Origin of the sequence: Oribacterium sp. HCP3S3_B9, assembly GCF_052064255.1 — a bacterium.
GTDB lineage: Bacteria > Bacillota > Clostridia > Lachnospirales > Lachnospiraceae > Oribacterium.
Map to the genome: position 1 here is coordinate 1 of NZ_JBQHVY010000013.1, position 18,338 is coordinate 18,338.

An 18,338-nucleotide genomic window follows, 5' to 3' on the forward strand; every position below is an offset into this window, starting at 1 on the left:
AGCATCATTATAAAGGAGTGGACCACTAAGATAGAGCTCGTGCCGACCGTTCAGAAACGGAATGCGGCCGTTTTGCTTCGCAAACCCGGCCGATTAGCTCCGCAATATGCAGTTTTCCGAGAAAGTGGTATAATAGCCCAAAAGTTTGAGCGAAACGTTGAGGTTTTATATGAAAAAGCTAAGTAGCATCCTGCTCATCCTTTGTGTCCTGCTCCTCGGATGTCAGCGGCAGAACCCGCTGGTCTATAACGTGAATAAATCCGACGAGCTCCGGGAATATGAATCCGAATCCGAAGAGGAATCGAGATTCGCCGAATCCCTGGCACAGAAGGAGAGTATGAAAGAGGCAGAAAGTCTCGCCGCAGCAGAAGCGGCGGTCTGGACGAAAAAGCTTCCACAGAAAACAGCAACGCGCGTCAAGGGAATCTACCTTACGGCAGTCACTGCCGGTTCCTCGCGCATGCAGGACATCATCGGGCACATCGATGAGACCGAGCTAAACGCCGTCGTGATCGACATCCTCGGCGATAAGGGCCGCATCGAGTACCAGATGTCCTCCCCGCTGATCGACGAGATCGGATCTCAGGAAGACACCATCCCGGACCTCCCGTCCCTGATGAAGACGCTGAAGGCGCATGGCATCTACACCATCGCCCGTATCGTCACCTTCCGTGACCCCTACCTCGCGACCGTGAAGCCGGAGTGGATGAACCATAACGCCGACGGCAGCGTGTTCACCGATAATTCCGGCATGGCCTGGGTCGACCCGTATAACCGCGACGCCTGGGAGTATAAGGTCCAGGTCGCGGAGCAGTGCGCCGACGCCGGCTTCGACGAGATCCAGTTCGACTACGTCCGCTTCTGTACCGACCGCGGCATGAACGGCGTCGTCTACCCGGAGGAGGAAACCCAGGGCATGGATAAGACGGACATCATCACCGAGTTCGTCCGCTTCGCCTCCGATCGCCTCGCAGCAAAAAATGTATTTATGTCTACCGACGTCTTCGGAACCATCATCGGCTCCTACGTCGATACCGTCTCAGTCGGACAGGACTACCCGGTGATGGCCGGTGCGGTCGATTATATGTGTCCGATGATCTACCCATCCCACTATGGAAACGGAAATTTCGGTCTCGAGGTCCCGGATCTCGAACCATATAAGGCCATTCTCGGCGCGTGCAATGCCTCCAGAAAGGACCTCGCCCTCGACTATACCGAAGGCGTGCATCAGGCGATCGTGCGCCCGTGGCTGCAGGGCTTCACCGCCAGCTGGCTGCAGAACTTCAAGCGCTACGGTGCAGCGGAGATCCGCCAGCAGATCCAGGCGGTCTACGACGCCGGCTATGACGAGTGGATCATCTGGAACGCCAGCAACGAATACGACTGGAGTGCCTACCTGAGTGATGAGCAGGCTGCCCAGGAAGATCAGCAGATAAAGGCGAAGCGTGCCGCCGACGCCCAGGCCGCCATCGACGCGAGCCGCGCCGCCGAGGAAAGCGAAGCCGCAAGCCGCGCCGCCGCCCTCGAATCCATCGCCCAGTCGAAGGAGGATGCCGCAAACGCCGTCGAAACCGCCGCGGAGTCTTCCGAAAACTGAGTTATAGCGCATATGATGATACATTATGAAAGAGCCCTTTGACGCGGCACGGGTTTCTGTTATAATTGGAGTTTGTTGAATAAACGTTAATTCGTAAGAAACTGAATCACAAGGGGATACAGATTATGAAGTATAATTTTAAAAAGATCGAACCGAAGTGGCAGGCGAAGTGGGAAGAAGCCCAGGCCTTCAAGGCGGTAGACTTCAGCGAGAAGCCGAAGTGGTACGGACTCGTCGAGTTCCCATACCCGTCAGGTGCCGGCATGCACGTCGGTCATATCAAGGCATACTCCTCCGTCGAGGTGCTCTCACGTAAGCGCAGAATGCAGGGCTACAACGTCCTCTTCCCGATGGGCTTCGACTCCTTCGGACTGCCGGCAGAGAACTATGCCATCAAGACCAACACCCACCCGCATATCATCACGGAGAAGAACATCCAGCACTTCAAGGATCAGATGGAGAAGGTCGGCTTCTCCTTCGACTGGAGCCGTGAGATCGCAACCTCTCATGAGGATTACTACAAGTGGACCCAGTGGATCTTTGAGAAGCTCTATGAGCATAATCTCGTATTCCGTGCGAAGACCCTCGTCAACTACTGCCCGCACTGCAAGGTCGTTCTCTCGAACGAGGACTCCCAGGGCGGTAAGTGCGACATCTGCCACAGCGATGTCGTACAGCTCTCGAAGGACGTATGGTATCTCCGCATCACACAGTACGCGGACCGTCTCCTGAAGGGACTCGATGATGTCGATTATCCGGAGTCCATCAAGCAGCAGCAGGTGTCCTGGATCGGCCGCAGCACCGGTGCGTTCGTCAACTTCGAGCTCGCCGATCAGGCAGGAAAGGCCGTCGATGACAAGCTCGAGATCTATACCACCCGTTGTGATACACTCTATGGCGTCACCTTCATGGTCGTCGCTCCGGAGCATCCGACACTCGATAAGTACAAGGATCAGATTACGAACTGGGACGCGGTCATGAACTACCGTGACGAGGCAGCGAAGAAGACCGAGTTCCAGCGTACACAGCTCGTGAAGGAGAAGACCGGCGTACGCATCGAGGGTCTGTCCGCGATCAACCCGATCACCGGTAAGCAGATCCCGATCTTCATCGCCGACTATGTCATGATGGGCTACGGCACCGGTGCGATCATGGCCGTACCGGCACACGATCAGCGTGACTACGACTTCGCAAAGAAGTTCGGTGTTGAGATCGTCGAGGTCATCAAGGGCGGCGATATCTCAAAGGAGGCCTACACCGGCGACGGTGAGATGGTGAACTCCGGCTTCCTCGATGGCTTCACCAACAAGAAGGATTCCATCCACAAGATGCTCGAGGTCCTCACCGAGCGTGGCATCGGTCACGAGGGCGTACAGTATAAGATGAAGGACTGGGCGTTCAACCGTCAGCGCTACTGGGGTGAGCCGATTCCGCTCATTCACTGCCCGAACTGTGGCACCGTGGTCGTTCCGGAGGAGGAGCTTCCGCTGACCCTTCCGGATGTCGAGAACTTCGAGCCGGGTACCGATGGACAGTCCCCGCTGGCGAAGATCGACAGCTTCGTGAACTGCACCTGCCCGAAGTGCGGTGGTGCGGCGAAGCGTGAGACCGATACCATGCCGCAGTGGGCTGGTTCCTCCTGGTACTTCCTCCGTTTCTGTGATCCACACAACGATCGTGCCTTCGCAGATCCGGACAAGCTCAAGTACTGGATGCCGGTCGACCACTACAACGGTGGTATGGAGCACGTAACGCGTCACCTTCTGTACTCGAGATTCTGGCATCAGTTCCTCTATGACATCAAGGAGGTGCCGACACCGGAGCCATACGCGAAGCGTACCTACCAGGGCCTCATCCTCGGACCAGATGGCGAGAAGATGTCGAAGTCAAAGGGCAATGTCATCGACCCGCTGAACATCGTGGACCTCTACGGTGCGGATACCCTTCGTACCTATGTGCTCTTCATGAGTGACTACACCGCCGCTGCGCCATGGAGCGAGGAGGGTGTACGTGGCGTGAAGCGTTTCCTGGACCGTGTGGCCGGTCTCACCGACATCGCGACCCTCGAGAAGGAGGATCCGAGCCTCGAGACGAAGACCCACAAGACCATCAAGAAGGTCTCCGAGGATATCGAGCGTATGAAGTTCAACACCGCGATCGCTGCGCTGATGACCCTCATCAACGACTATACGAAGGCCGGTGCGATCACCCGTGATGACCTCATCACCTTCATCAAGCTCCTCCATCCGTTTGCACCGCACCTCACAGAGGAAATCTATGAGACCATCGGCGGCGAGGGCCTTCTGACCCTGAGTTCATGGCCGGAGTACGACGAGGCGAAGACGAAGGATGCTGTCATCAACATGGGTGTCCAGATCAACGGTAAGGTGCGTGGCAACATCGACATCCCGGCAGAGGCGACACAGGACGATGCCGTCGCAGCTGCAAAGGCGAACGAGCAGGTAAGCAAGTACTTCGAGGGCAAGAACATCGTGAAGGTGATCTTCGTTCCTGGAAAGATCCTGAATTTCGTCGTGAAGTAAATAGTAGTCGCAGTTCAGTGCAGGGGACCCGGAGGAGCGGCAACGGAGGCACAGTACTCCGAGACCGGTTCAATCTAAGCCGGGGACCCTAAGCGGCACTAGGCCCTCTGCAATCGCTGAGTTTTCTTGATGAAAACTCAGCGTTGCTAGAGGGTGCTAAGGAAAATTGTACCAAGTGCCGCTAAGGGGACCCGGCTTGATTTCACACGGTCTCTACGTATGGCCTCCGTTGCCGCCCCCTCCGGGTCCCCTGCCTAAACTGCGACAATCATATCAATATCCAGAGCCGGTGGGCGCGCCAAGCGCACCCACCGGCTATTTCATCACTATGAGAGATAATACGAAGTTTAATATCGAGGAGGAGCTCCAGAAGCTGCCGGCGCTCCCGGGCGTCTATATCATGCACGGCCCGAAGGATGAGATCATCTATGTCGGCAAAGCGAAGGTGCTGAAAAACCGCGTCAAGCAGTACTTCCAGAAATCCTATAAGAAATCCGTGAAGATCCAGCAGATGGTGCATCTGGTGGAGCGCTTCGAGTACATCGTCGTCGATTCGGAGCTCGAGGCGCTGATGCTCGAGAATAATCTCATCAAGGAGCATAAGCCGCGCTACAACACCCTGCTGAAGGACGACAAGACCTATCCGTACATCAAGGTGACGAACGAGCTCTACCCGCGGATTCTGAAGGTGCGGAAGCAGTACCAGGACCGCGCCCGTTACTTCGGTCCATACGCGTCGAACGATCAGGTCAATGAGGTCATCGAGCTCATCCGGAAGACCTTCCATATCCGGAACTGCAACAAGTCGTTTACGGAGGATGCGCCGCTTGCGAACAAGTGCATGTACTATGACATCCACCAGTGCGACGGGCCGTGCATCGGGAAGCAGTCGCAGGCGGACTATAAGCTCCAGGTGGACCGAGCCATCGACTTTCTGAACGGAAAGTACGAGGACATCGTGAAGGAGCTGACTCGCCGCATGCAGCGCGCTTCCGATAACCTGGATTTCGAGACGGCACTCGAGATGCGGGATCTGATCCGGGCAATCGAGGCAATCCAGAACCGGCAGAAGATCGTGGCCTATGATGCCGAGGATCGGGACATCATCGGCATGCGCCGCTCCTTCGCGGACTGCATCGTTCAGATCTTTTTCGTACGTGATGGGAAGATCATCGGCCGTGACCATCAGTTCATCGACATTGACCCAGAGGAAAGTGACGAGAGCATCCTGACGAACTTCATCGAGCAGTACTACAACGGCACTCCGTTCGTACCGCGGGAGATCTTCGTACAGACCGAGCTCGAGGAGAGGGCGGTGCTGGAGCAGTGGCTGAGCCGGGAGAAGGGGAAGCGTGTGTACATCGTGACCCCGCAGATCGGGAAGAAGGAGAAGCTCGTCGAGCTCGCCATCACGAACGCCGGTATCCTCATGAACCGCTATCGTCAGCAGTACCGCGAGCAGGATGTGAAGAATGCCCGGGCCCTCGAAGAACTTCAGAAACTGATCGGACTGCCTGGACTTCCGCTTCGTATCGAGTCCTACGATATCTCGAACACGATGGGTGCGCTCAATGTCGGCTCGATGGTCGTCTACCAGAACGGCCGGCCGAAAAACAACGACTACCGGAAGTTCCGCATCCAGTCCGTCCAGGGGCCGGATGATGTCCGTTCGATGCGGGAAATGCTGACGCGCCGCTTCGAGCATGGCCTCTCGGAGATGCAGACGAACGCGCGGGACGGCAAGGATGATAAGCTCGGCTCCTTCTCGAACTTCCCGGATCTCATCTGTATGGATGGTGGCAAGGGACAGGTGCATGTCTGCGAGGAGGTACTGCGGGCGCTCGGCATCACGAGCATCACGGTCGTCGGTATGGTGAAGGATGATCATCACCGGACGCGGGCGCTGCTGTACCAGGACGAGGAGCTGCCGATCGCGGAGAACAGCGAGGCCTTCAAGCTTCTGACGCGCATTCAGGACGAGGTGCACCGCTTCGCCATCAGCTACCACCGCTCGCTCCGGGAGCAGAAGCAGATCCGCTCGCTGCTCGACGACATCAAGGGGATCGGTGAAGTACGGAAGAAGGCACTTATGCGGCGGTTCGGAGACATTGACCATATCCGCGTGGCCGGGCTCGAGGAGCTCCGGGACTGCCCGTCGATGGACGAGTATTCCGCGCGTCAGGTGTATGATTTCTTTCACAGTAATCCGGAAACGGCGGTCGGAACCTGGCGCGTCGGCGTCGAAGAAAAGCAGTGATATCGTGGCCGCCGGCATCGGAGAGAAGCGCAGCATCCGCGAGTACGAAAAATTACAAGAAAGCCTTCACAAAACCGTAAAAAATTCGTCATGTATTTCGCGGCTTCTCTCATGTACAAAGATTCGAAATCCTGTTAAGATTATAGGCGTCGTCTTCGGGCGGCGCTTTTTTAGTGAACCTTAAAACTTTGAAATGGCTTCAGGGAGTAAATATAGATAGTATGAGAGACGATTTTGAATATTCTGAGAAATCCAGAGGACAGTCCCGTGCACGCGGACAGTCCCATGCGCGTGGAGCGGCATCGAGAAGCGGCCACAGCAGTACGGGCAGTCACAGCAGCGGATATACGGGACCGCGTTCGTCGGGCAGCCACAGCAGCTATGCAGGCGGGAGCCGGTCCACTGCAGGCACTGGAAGCCGTACCGGTCGTTCGACTGGAAGAGCTGGGCGACGCGGCAGTGATTACGGACGGAGATCCCAGGATGGGCCGAACATGAAGCTTGTACTCGGCGCGGTGCTGGCATTTCTGATCGTGGGCGGTGGACTCGTGTTTGCCGTGCGCGGCGGATTTGTCGGCGGTACGCACGAATCTTCGGCGGCTGCGGAAGAGACGACACAGAACGTTCTGTATACCGATACCGATACCATCCATAAGGACATCACCCTCGACCTCCGCGCGATTTCGCCGGACGCGCAGAGCCTGAATCTGAATGGTATGAACCGTGAGGCGGTGAAGCAGGCCATCCACGGTGCCTACAGCTGGAACCTCGTCGTGAAGAACGCGAATCCCTCCATCGACAGCTTCAAGATGCCGGATCTTTCGGTCTATGATGAGGTGAAGGAAACCGAGACGAGCAGCGGCTCCGGAGAGAGTGACAATGATGGCTCCGTACAGAAGGTGGCTGTGGATAATCCGTATGCCAGCGTGACGATCCGTCCGGAGGCGAAGAGCTTCACCATCCCGGATCTCATCGGCGAGCAGGTGGATGCGCAGGTCGATCAGATCTTCACGGAGTATGCGGCGGCGATCGCGGAAGAATCTGCAACGGCGTCCGCCGGCGGTGAGACCTCGGGCGAAGCAGAGGAGAGTACAGACGCTTCGGGAGCGGAAAGTGAGACCGAGAGCACGACGGGTGCAGGCAGCGATTATACGCTGACACTGCCGGATATGAGCGCGCAGATCTCGGACTACATGAAGCAGCTCGCCATCGTATGGAAGATGAGCCCGAAGAACGGCGACATCACAAGCTACGATAAGGAGAGCGGCGAGTTCGTCTTCGGCGGCTCTGTGGCGGGCTATGCTGTGAATGCGGAGGCGACCGCACAGAAGGTGATGGCGTCGATCGGTCAGCATGTCTATGACGCGACCATCGAGTGCGAGGGCGAGAAAATCTCCGCGTCGGATTCCTCCATCAAGGACCTGTATGGCACGATCGGCAGCTTCACGACGAAGACCACGAGCAACGCGACCCGTAATAAGAACGTGAAGCTGGCAGCGGCCGCGATCAACGGTACCGTGCTCCAGCCGGGCGAGGAATTCTCCTTTAATAAGACCGTCGGTCAGCGTACCGAGGCGAAGGGCTATGGTGCGGCCGGCGCGTATAATAACGGCGAGGTCGTGCAGGAGATCGGTGGCGGTGTCTGCCAGGTTTCCTCGACCCTCTATAATGCCGTATTCCGTTCGGGTCTCACGACGACCTATCGTCGCTCTCATACCTTCGCACCGACCTATGTCACACCAGGTGCCGACGCGACGGTTTCCTACCCGGGCCCGGACTATCAGTTTATCAATAATTCGGATCACGCCATCGGTATCCGTGCATGGTATGAGGACCAGACCTGTACCGTTCAGATCTATGGTGTCCGTGTGCTTCCGAAGGGCGAGAGCTGGGAGCTCGTCTGCGAGAAGACCACAGACCTTCCGGTGCCGGCACCGAAGATCATCACCCCGGAGGAGGGAGCAGAGTCTGCGGGCTCTGCGGGCTCCGAGTGGCAGGCCTATAAGGTGATCCATAAGGCCGACGGAACGACCGAGAAGGTGAAGGATCATACGGCACACTACAGTGGTCATACACCGAAGCAGTATGCGCCGGGAACGACGGAGTCGACCGCCGAGTCCTCGATTGCAGAGAGCGGAGAGTCAACCGCGGAGAGTGGAAGCACAGCAGAATCCACGATAGCCGAGAACGGATCGAAGCCGTCCACCGGTGAAACGAAGCCGTCACCGGCTCCGGAGACGAGTCCGGCCGAGACCGCGAAGAAGCCGGAGGCACCGACCCCGGAGACGAGCGCCTCGAATCATGAGGTCATCGAAGCACCGGGGGCACAGGAAGGCCCGGATGACGATGAGATCATCCAGGACGGCCCGTAAGAATTTCGTAAGGGGGTCTGACCCCATTAAATTTTTCTAAACAGAATCTAAACAGAAGTTTATGGGGTCAGACCCCATGAAGATTTTCTTAAGAAGAGAGCAGTTGCAGTGGTGTGCGACTGCTCTTTTCTGTTACGTGGGGAAGTGACTGTACAATATATACTATAGTAGTTTACTAGGATATAATCTTTTTGTGCATTTCCTTGTATTTTATTTAGTAACGCCCCGTTTTTGTTTTGCATTTCATAGCGGAAATGTTATAATTCTTTTCGAGTATGATATCCCACTATGGGTGGGTACATATAACAACCGCTTCAAGTGGTAGTTCATTTTTTCAGGAGGAATTCTTATGGCAAGAAAAATGAAAACCATGGATGGTAACCAGGCTGCTGCACATGCTTCATATGCATTTACAGAAGTTGCGGCTATCTATCCTATTACTCCTTCATCCGTCATGCCTGAGCATGTAGATGAGTGGGCCACTGAAGGCAGAAAGAACCTTCTCGGCGAGACCGTACAGGTAACCGAGATGCAGTCGGAGGCTGGTGCTGCTGGTGCAGTTCACGGTTCCCTCGCTGCAGGTGCTCTTACTACAACCTTCACCGCATCACAGGGTCTTCTGCTCATGATCCCGGATATCTACAAGGTAGCCGGCGAGCAGCTTCCAGGCGTATTTGATGTATCTGCACGTGCACTTGCATCGCACGCACTTTCCATCTTCGGTGATCACTCCGACGTTATGGCATGCCGTCAGACCGGTGCTGCTATGCTCTGTGAGTCATCTGTACAGGAAGTTATGGATCTTACTCCGGTAGCTCACCTTGCAGCGCTGAAGGGCCACATTCCGTTCATCAACTTCTTTGATGGTTTCCGTACCTCTCACGAGATCCAGAAGATCGAGGAGTGGGATTACGAGGATCTCAGAGATATGGTTGACTGGGAGTATGTAGATGAGTTCAGAGCGAAGGCTCTTAACCCGAATCACCCGGTTGAGAGAGGATCAGCTCAGAACCCGGATATCTTCTTCCAGGCTCGTGAGGCTTCCAACCCTTACTACGATGCACTTCCTGCAATCGTTCAGGAGTACATGGATAAGGTGAATGCGAAGATCGGTACTGATTACAAGCTCTTCAACTACTACGGCGCAGCAGATGCTGATCACGTCATCGTTGCTATGGGTTCTGTAAATGATACCATCGAGGAGACCATCGACTACCTTGCTAAGCAGGGCGAGAAGGTCGGCGTTGTCAAGGTAAGACTTTACAGACCGTTCAGCAAGGACGCATTCGTAAAGGCACTTCCTGCAACCACCAAGGTGATCTCTGTTCTCGACAGAACGAAGGAGCCGGGCTCCATCGGTGAGCCGCTGTACCTCGATGTCGTAGCTGCTCTTCAGGGCACAGAGTTCGCAAACTGCACCATCCTTTCCGGCCGTTATGGTCTCGGTTCCAAGGATACCACACCTTCTCAGATCGTTGCTGTTTACAACAACGTTGATAAGAAGAGATTCACCATCGGTATCGATGATGATGTTACACACCTTTCTCTGCCGGCTGGTCCAGCACTTGTTACGACTCCTGAGGGAACCGTTAACTGTAAGTTCTGGGGTCTCGGTGCAGATGGTACCGTAGGTGCAAACAAGAACTCCATCAAGATCATCGGTGATAACACAGACATGTACGCACAGGCTTACTTCGATTATGATTCCAAGAAGTCCGGCGGTGTTACCATGTCTCACCTGAGATTCGGTAAGAAGCCGATCAAGTCTACTTACCTGATCCACAGAGCAAACTTCGTAGCCTGCCACAACCCGGCTTACATGACCAAGTTCAACATGGTTCAGGAGCTCGTTGATGGTGGTACCTTCCTCCTCAACTGCGTATGGAACAAGGATGAGATCGCAGAGCACATCCCTGGCCAGGTTAAGAAGTACATGTACGATCACAAGATCAACTTCTACATCATCAACGGTGTAAAGATCGGTATTGAGACCGGCATGGGCCCGACAAGAATCAACACCATCCTTCAGTCTGCATTCTTCACACTGACCGGTATCATCCCGAAGGAAGAGGCTAACAAGCTGATGAAGGACGCTGCACAGAAGACATACGGCCGTAAGGGTGAGGATGTCGTTAAGAAGAACTGGGCAGCAATCGACGCTGGTGCAAACGCATTCGAGAAGATCGAGATCCCTGCAGACTGGGCAAACGCACAGGATGAGGGCCTTGAGTTCAAGGATAAGACCGAGGGTGCCAAGGATGTTCTTGATTTCGTAAACAACATCCAGAATAAGGTTTCCGCTCAGGAGGGTAACTCACTTCCTGTTTCTGCGTTCAATGCTTATGTCGATGGTACAACTCCTTCCGGAACAGCTGCTTACGAGAAGAGAGGTATCGCTGTAAACGTTCCGCAGTGGAATCCGGATAACTGTATCCAGTGTAACTTCTGTTCTTATGTCTGCCCGCACGGCGCAATCCGTCCGTTCGCATTTACTGCTGACGAGGCTGCAAACGCTCCAGAGGGTATGCTGACCAAGGCGATGACCGGTATGCCGGATTACAAGTTCGGTATCCAGGTATCTGTACTTGACTGTACTGGTTGTGGATCCTGCGCAAACGTATGTCCTGGCATGAAGGGCGCGAAGGCACTCGAGATGAAGCCGATCGCTGAGGAGCTCGACAGACAGAAGTTCTTCGACTACGCAGTAAAGCTTCCTGAGAAGGATGACGTCGTTGCGAAGTTCAAGGAGACCACCGTTAAGGGCTCACAGTTCAAGAAGCCGTTACTCGAGTACTCCGGTGCATGTCCTGGCTGTGGTGAGACACCATACGCTAAGCTCATCACTCAGCTCTTCGGTGAGAGAATGTACATCGCAAATGCGACAGGCTGCTCATCAATCTGGGGTAACTCTTCACCTTCTACACCGTACACTGTAAACGCGAAGGGTCAGGGCCCGGCATGGGATAACTCCCTCTTCGAGGATAACGCAGAGTTCGGTTATGGTATGTTACTTGCACAGAACGCAATCCGTACCAGACTGAAGAAGGAAGTAGAGGAGCTCGCTGAGAAGGATGCATCTGTTAAGGATGTCGCTCAGGAGTGGCTTGATACCTTCGGTGTCGGCGCTACCAACGGTGCAGCTACCGATAAGCTCGTTGCAGCACTTGCTGATAAGACCGATGATCTTTCCAAGGATCTCGTAAAGAATAAGGACTTCCTCGCTAAGAAGAGCCAGTGGATCTTCGGTGGTGACGGCTGGGCTTATGATATCGGCTTCGGCGGCCTCGATCATGTACTTGCTTCCGGCAAGGACATCAACGTAATGGTATTCGATACCGAGGTTTACTCCAACACAGGTGGACAGTCCTCCAAGTCGACTCCGACCGGTGCAGTAGCACAGTTCGCTGCAGGTGGTAAGGAGACCGGCAAGAAAGATCTTCCTGGTATCGCAATGTCCTATGGTTATGTATATGTAGCTCATATCAACATGGGCGGCGACATGCAGCAGACTGTAAAGGCGATCGCAGAGGCTGAGGCATATCCAGGACCATCTCTGATCATTGCATACGCACCTTGTATCAACCACGGCATCAAGAAGGGCATGGCGAAGGCTATGACTGAGGAGAAGCTTGCACTCCAGACTGGTTACTGGAACAACTTCAGATACAACCCGCTTGGTGGCGATAAGAAGTTCACTCTCGATTCCAAGGAGCCGGATTTCACCGGATACCAGGATTTCCTGAAGGGTGAGGTTCGTTACCTGTCCCTCGGCCTTAAGAACCCGGAGAGAGCAAAGGCTCTTGACGAGAAGAACCAGGCTGAGTCTCAGGCTAGATATGAGCACCTCAAGAAGCTCATCGACCTGTACAACAATTAATTCACCTGAACTTCGGTTCACGTGATGTGAGAAGGGAGCCGGCGCAAGCCGGCTCCCTTCGTCGTATAGCCCGTGGCCACGGGTTTGAGGACGGATGAACGGAACTTGCCGATTTATGTATCTCATGCTAAAATTATTTAGTTAAATATGTCAATATATAGCATGTGGGCCTTCGGGCACCACGTAGTAAGGTGAAGATATGAGAAAAGTGATGGTGGCGGTGGTGGGCCGTCCAAACGTAGGTAAGTCTACGCTGTTCAACCTGATTGCAGGGAAGCAGATCTCCATCGTGAAGGATACGCCGGGTGTGACCCGTGACCGTATCTATGCGGATGCGGAGTGGCTGAATAACAAGTTTACACTGATCGATACGGGTGGTATCGAGCCGGATTCCCAGGATATCATCCTGTCCCAGATGCGTGCGCAGGCACAGCTTGCGATCGACACGGCGGATGTCATCATTTTCGTCGTGGATGTACGTACCGGTCTCGTCGATGCAGACTATGAGGTGGCGAATATGCTCCGGAAGTCCGGAAAGCCGGTCGTTCTCTGTGTCAATAAGGTCGACAGCTTCCAGAAGTTCGGAAATGATATCTATGAGTTCTATAATCTGGGACTCGGCGATCCGTTCGGCGTATCCTCGGTAAACCAGCTCGGTGTCGGTGACATGCTCGATGAGGTAATCAAGCACTTCCCGGTCGAGACAGCAGAAGTAGACGAGGATGATTCGGTGAAGGTCGCCCTCATCGGTAAGCCGAATGTCGGAAAGAGCTCCGTCATCAATAAGCTGCTGGGTCAGAACCGCGTGATCGTCTCCAACATTGCCGGCACAACCCGTGACGCGATCGATACGAAGATCGTGCATAACGGAAAGGAATATACCTTCATCGATACGGCGGGTCTTCGCCGGAAGGGAAAGATCGACGATGATATCGAGCGTTACTCTGTCATCCGTACCGTCGCGGCTGTGGATCGCGCGGATATCTGTCTCGTGCTGATCGACGCGACCCAGGGAATCACGGAGGGCGATGCACGCATCGCCGGGATCGCGCATGAGTCCGGAAAGGGCGTCATCATCTGCGTGAACAAGTGGGATGCGGTGCCGGATAAAAATGATAAGACGATGAAGGAATTCCAGACGAAGCTGATGGAGAAGTTCTCCTACATGCCGTATGCGCAGTACCTCTTCATCTCGGCCGAGACCGGACAGCGTCTGAATAAGATCTTCGATCTCGTCAATCAGGTACGGGAGAGCCAGACACTTCGTATCCGTACGGGTGTGCTCAACGACATCATGACGAGAGCGACGGCGATGAAGCAGCCGCCAAGTGATAAGGGCAAGCGTCTCAAGCTGTTCTACATGACGCAGACCGCGGTCGAGCCGCCTACCTTCGTGATCTTCGTGAATGACCAGCAGCTGATGCACTTCTCGTATACGAGATACATCGAGAATCAGATTCGTGAGGCCTTCGGCTTCCCGGGAACACCACTGAAGTTCCTGATCCGTGAGCGCCAGGCCGGAGAGGATGAGTGATGAATATACAGCATATGATCATTTCCCTGGTCGTGGGATATATCTTCGGTAACATACCGAATGGCTATCTGTATGCGAAGTCTCAGGGCATCGATATCTATAAGCAGGGCTCCGGTAATCCGGGCTCGACGAACATCAGCCGGACGCTCGGAAAGAAAGCAGGAGCGACCGTGCTGCTGCTGGATATCGCGAAGACCATCGTTCCGATCCTCATGATGCACATGATCTACAAACCGGCGACGATCGATGAGGGCACCCTCATCACCGTCTTTGCGGGCTTCGGTTCGATCCTCGGACATGATTTTCCGGCACTTCCGATGCTGCACGGTGGAAAGGGAATCGCCTGTACGGGTGCGCTTATCATCGCCTTCGACTGGCGGATGGCCATCGTACTGTTTGCGCTGTTCTTGGTGATCGCGAAGGCCACCGGCTATGTGAGCGTCGGCTCGATCTGCGGCGTATCCCTGCTGTTTATCCTGACTGCCATCTTCGGATACTTCGGCCTTCTTCCGATGTCTATGGCGATCTACCCGATCGTACTCGTCGTGTTTTTCCTGATCGCAGCGCTCGGGGTATGGCAGCACCGCTCAAATATCGTGCGGCTGAAGAATGGTACGGAGTCGAAGTTCCACTTTAAGAAGTAATCTGCTTTAAATTGAGGAGATTTTATGAAAGCATCAATCATCGGCGCAGGTACCTGGGGTACGGCCCTCGGCATTCTGCTCGCCCATAACGGACATAAGGTGACCATCTGGTCGAAGTTTCAGCAGGAGGTGGATGCGCTTCAGGAGACCCACCGTCATAAGAATCTGCCGGGTGCCGTGATTCCGGAGAGCATGTGCTTCAGCTCCGATCTGGAGGCTGCACTGAAGGATCAGGAGCTCGTCGTGCTGGCGGTGCCGTCCATCTTCGTGCGTGCGACGGCGCATGAGATGAAGCCGTATGTCGGCGAGGGTCAGGTCATCGTATCCGTGGCGAAGGGCATCGAAGAGGGTACACTCTATACGATGTCGGATATCATCGAAGAGGAAATCCCGCAGGCAGATGTCGCGGTTCTGTCCGGACCGAGCCATGCCGAGGAGGTATCGCGTTTCATTCCGACGACGATCGTGACTGGTGCGCATACCGAGAAGACAGCGCTTTTCGTACAGAACGCGTTCATGTGCGACTGCTTCCGTGTCTACATCAACCCGGATATCAAGGGCATCGAGATCGGCGGCGCGACGAAGAACGTCATCGCGCTGGCGGCCGGTATGGCGGACGGTCTCGGCTATGGAGACAACACGAAGGCAGCGCTGATCACACGCGGTATCGCGGAGATCGAGCGGCTCGGCGTGAAGATGGGCTGCCGCATGGAGACCTTCAACGGCCTGAGCGGTATCGGTGATCTGATCGTGACCTGTGCGTCCATGCACAGCCGGAACCGCCGTGCCGGTATCCTGATGGGCGAGGGCAGAAGCTACGAGGAGGCGATGCAGGAGGTCGGTCAGACGGTCGAGGGTGTGTATGCGGCGAAGGCGGCACGTGCACTCGCGGCGAAGTATGAGGTTTCGATGCCGATCGTCGAGGGCATCAATCAGATTCTCTTCGAAGGCAAGTCGGCCAGGGAAGCGGTCCGTGATCTGATGCTCCGCGACCGGACCATCGAGAACGTGAACGTTCCGTTTGATAAATAATCTTAAATTCACGCAGGGCCCCTCCGGGGCCCTGTGTTGTTCTGAGAAAAATATATTATAATACATATTCTCTAACGTTATAATATGAGCTGTAAATGTGAAAAAATGTTATAAAAGTTGTTGACTTCCATAACTACGAACTTTATAATGATGAAAAGTTTTCAGAAAGCTTGTATTTTAGAAAACTGAGAGGAGAAAAATTATGAAAAAGGTATTAAGTGCAGTACTTGCAGCTTCGATGGTTGCGTCTTTAGCAGCCTGTGGTTCTTCATCTACGCCGGAGGCGACGACAGCCGCAGCTGGTGATACAGCAGCTTCTTCCGATCTTACATGGAAGATCGGTGCCCAGGGACCGCTGACTGGTGGTGCAGCTATCTATGGTAAGGCTGTCATCAATGGTGCTCAGGTTGCGATCGATGAGATCAATGCAGCCGGCGGTATCAATGGCTACCAGGTAGAGTATAAGACGGCAGATGATGAGCATGATCAGGAGAAGGCCATCAACGCATACAACTCCCTCAAGGACTGGGGCATGCAGATGCTGATCGGACCGACCACTTCCGCACCGACCATCGCGGTTGCCTCTGAGGCACAGAATGATAATATGTTCCTTCTGACTCCGTCAGGTTCTGCAGTTGACTGTACCGCAGCACCGAATGCATACCGTGTATGCTTCTCGGATCCTGCACAGGGTGCCAAGTCCGCAGAGTATATCGGAACACACAAGCTGGCAACCAAGATCGGTATCATCTATGATTCTTCGGATGTTTACTCCTCCGGTATTCACGATTCCTTCGTTACCGAGGCCGGCAATCAGGGTCTTGAGATCGTAGCGGATGAGCAGTTCACGGCGGATTCGAAGACAGATTTCTCTACGCAGCTTCAGAAGATGCAGAGCGCAGGTGCAGAGCTCGTATTCCTTCCGTTCTACTACACAGAGGCAGCACTCGTTCTGACACAGGCAAACACCATGGGCTACAAGCCGACCTTCTTCGGCTGTGATGGTATGGATGGTATCCTCGATGTGGAGAACTTCGACAAGTCTCTCGCGGAGGGCCTCATGCTTCTGACCCCGTTCGCAGCGGATGCGACCGATGAGAAGACCGCAAGCTTCGTAACAGCTTATAAGGATAAGTTCGGTGATACACCGATTCAGTTCGCAGCGGATGCGTATGATGCAGCATACATCATGAAGGCTGCCCTCGAGGCTGGTAATCTGACTCCGAACATGTCTGTATCTGATCTTGGTACAGCGATGGAAGAGCAGATGAAGTCACTCAAGTATGACGGTCTCACCGGTACCGGCATGACATGGAGCGAGAACGGTGATGTCGATAAGGAGCCGAAGGCGGTCATCGTCAAGGATGGTGCCTATACTTCTGCCGACTGATCGGAAAAGTGATGAAGCATCATGAGAAAATCTTCTTTTTCTGCATGATGAAAGAGCATAAAGGGTTGCTTGCTACAAGCAACCCTTTATTGAATTCAGTTTATGGGGTCTGACCCCATTACGAAATGATGAAGGTTCCGTAAGGAATTTGTAAGGGGGTCAGACCCCATAAATTTTCAAAGAGGTGTTTAGAGATGATGAGTTTCATTTCCTACTTGCTGAGTGGTGTCAGTTTAGGCTCGATCTACGCGATCATCGCCCTGGGCTACACGATGGTATATGGAATCGCAAAGATGCTCAACTTCGCCCATGGTGATATCCTCATGGTCGGTGGTTACGCAGCGTTTATTGCATTGAACCAGCTGGGGCTGCCGATCCTGGTGTCGACCCTCCTGTCGATGGTGATCTGCACCCTGCTGGGCGTCGTCATCGAGAAGGTCGCGTATAAGCCACTCCGTCAGGCCAACTCTCTGAACGTTCTGATCACCGCGATCGGTGTATCGTATCTTCTTCAGAATGTGGCGCTGCTCCTGTTCGGTGCGAATCCGAAGAGCTTTACCTCCTTTGTCCCGATCAAGCCGGTCAAGCTCGCCGGTGGTGCACTGACGATTTCTGGTGAGACCATCGTGACGATCCTGTGCTGTCTGATCATCGTCGGCGGACTGGTGACCTTCATCAACAAGACGAAGGCCGGGCAGGCGATGCTGGCGGTTTCGGAGGATAAGGGCGCGGCGACCCTCATGGGTGTCGATGTCAATAAGACCATCTCGATGACCTTCGCCATCGGTTCTGCACTGGCGGCGATCGGCGGTATCCTGATGTGCTCTGCGTACCCGACGCTGACGCCAACCACCGGTGCCATGCCGGGCATCAAGGCCTTCGTTGCGGCCGTGCTTGGAGGCATTGGCTCCATCCCGGGCGCGTTCATCGGCGGGATCATCCTCGGTGTGCTTGAGAATCTGTCGAAGGCGTACATCTCCTCGAAGCTGAGTGACGCCATCGTATTTTCAGTACTGATCATCGTTCTTCTGGTGAAGCCGACGGGTATCCTCGGTAAGAAGATCATGGAGAAAGTGTGAGTCGGCATGAAAA

General features: G+C 54.5%; 11 protein-coding genes. All 11 read left to right on the forward strand.

What is annotated here, in order from left to right; genetic code table 11:
* The coding region (locus ACTNC3_RS07500; RefSeq protein WP_441226998.1) for a hypothetical protein at positions 1-186 on the forward strand (186 nt) is incomplete at its 5' end.
* Complete coding sequence (locus ACTNC3_RS07505) at positions 170-1,597, forward strand: putative glycoside hydrolase (RefSeq protein ID WP_441226999.1); 1,428 nt, start codon at positions 170-172, stop codon at positions 1,595-1,597. The genes ACTNC3_RS07500 and ACTNC3_RS07505, both read left to right, overlap by 17 nt.
* A gap of 125 nt (positions 1,598-1,722) precedes the next feature.
* Positions 1,723-4,140: a leucine--tRNA ligase gene (leuS, locus tag ACTNC3_RS07510; protein WP_441227000.1), complete on the forward strand. Its 2,418-nt coding sequence runs from the start codon at positions 1,723-1,725 to the stop codon at positions 4,138-4,140.
* A gap of 328 nt (positions 4,141-4,468) precedes the next feature.
* Complete coding sequence (gene uvrC / locus ACTNC3_RS07515) at positions 4,469-6,397, forward strand: excinuclease ABC subunit UvrC (RefSeq protein WP_441227001.1); 1,929 nt, start codon at positions 4,469-4,471, stop codon at positions 6,395-6,397.
* A gap of 221 nt (positions 6,398-6,618) precedes the next feature.
* A complete protein-coding gene (locus ACTNC3_RS07520) occupies positions 6,619-8,769 on the forward strand; it encodes a VanW family protein (RefSeq protein ID WP_441227002.1) in 2,151 nt (716 codons plus the stop codon).
* Positions 8,770-9,118: 349 nt separating this feature from the next.
* Positions 9,119-12,646, forward strand: coding sequence for a pyruvate:ferredoxin (flavodoxin) oxidoreductase (nifJ, locus tag ACTNC3_RS07525; RefSeq protein WP_410043929.1), 3,528 nt, complete (start codon positions 9,119-9,121; stop codon positions 12,644-12,646).
* Between the two features lie 199 nt (positions 12,647-12,845).
* The gene (gene der / locus ACTNC3_RS07530; protein ID WP_410043928.1) at positions 12,846-14,180 is read left to right on the forward strand and encodes a ribosome biogenesis GTPase Der; all 1,335 of its coding nucleotides are present in this window, start codon (positions 12,846-12,848) and stop codon (positions 14,178-14,180) included.
* A complete protein-coding gene (locus tag ACTNC3_RS07535) occupies positions 14,180-14,824 on the forward strand; it encodes a glycerol-3-phosphate acyltransferase (protein WP_410043927.1) in 645 nt (214 codons plus the stop codon). Before der ends, ACTNC3_RS07535 begins: the two co-directional genes overlap by 1 nt.
* Before the next feature lie 24 nt (positions 14,825-14,848).
* Complete coding sequence (locus tag ACTNC3_RS07540) at positions 14,849-15,856, forward strand: NAD(P)H-dependent glycerol-3-phosphate dehydrogenase (protein ID WP_441227003.1); 1,008 nt, start codon at positions 14,849-14,851, stop codon at positions 15,854-15,856.
* Positions 15,857-16,058: 202 nt separating this feature from the next.
* A complete protein-coding gene (locus ACTNC3_RS07545; RefSeq protein ID WP_441227004.1) occupies positions 16,059-17,246 on the forward strand; it encodes an ABC transporter substrate-binding protein in 1,188 nt (395 codons plus the stop codon).
* A 197-nt stretch (positions 17,247-17,443) separates the two neighbouring features.
* A complete protein-coding gene (locus ACTNC3_RS07550) occupies positions 17,444-18,325 on the forward strand; it encodes a branched-chain amino acid ABC transporter permease (RefSeq protein ID WP_410043944.1) in 882 nt (293 codons plus the stop codon).
* Positions 18,326-18,338 lie beyond the last annotated feature (13 nt).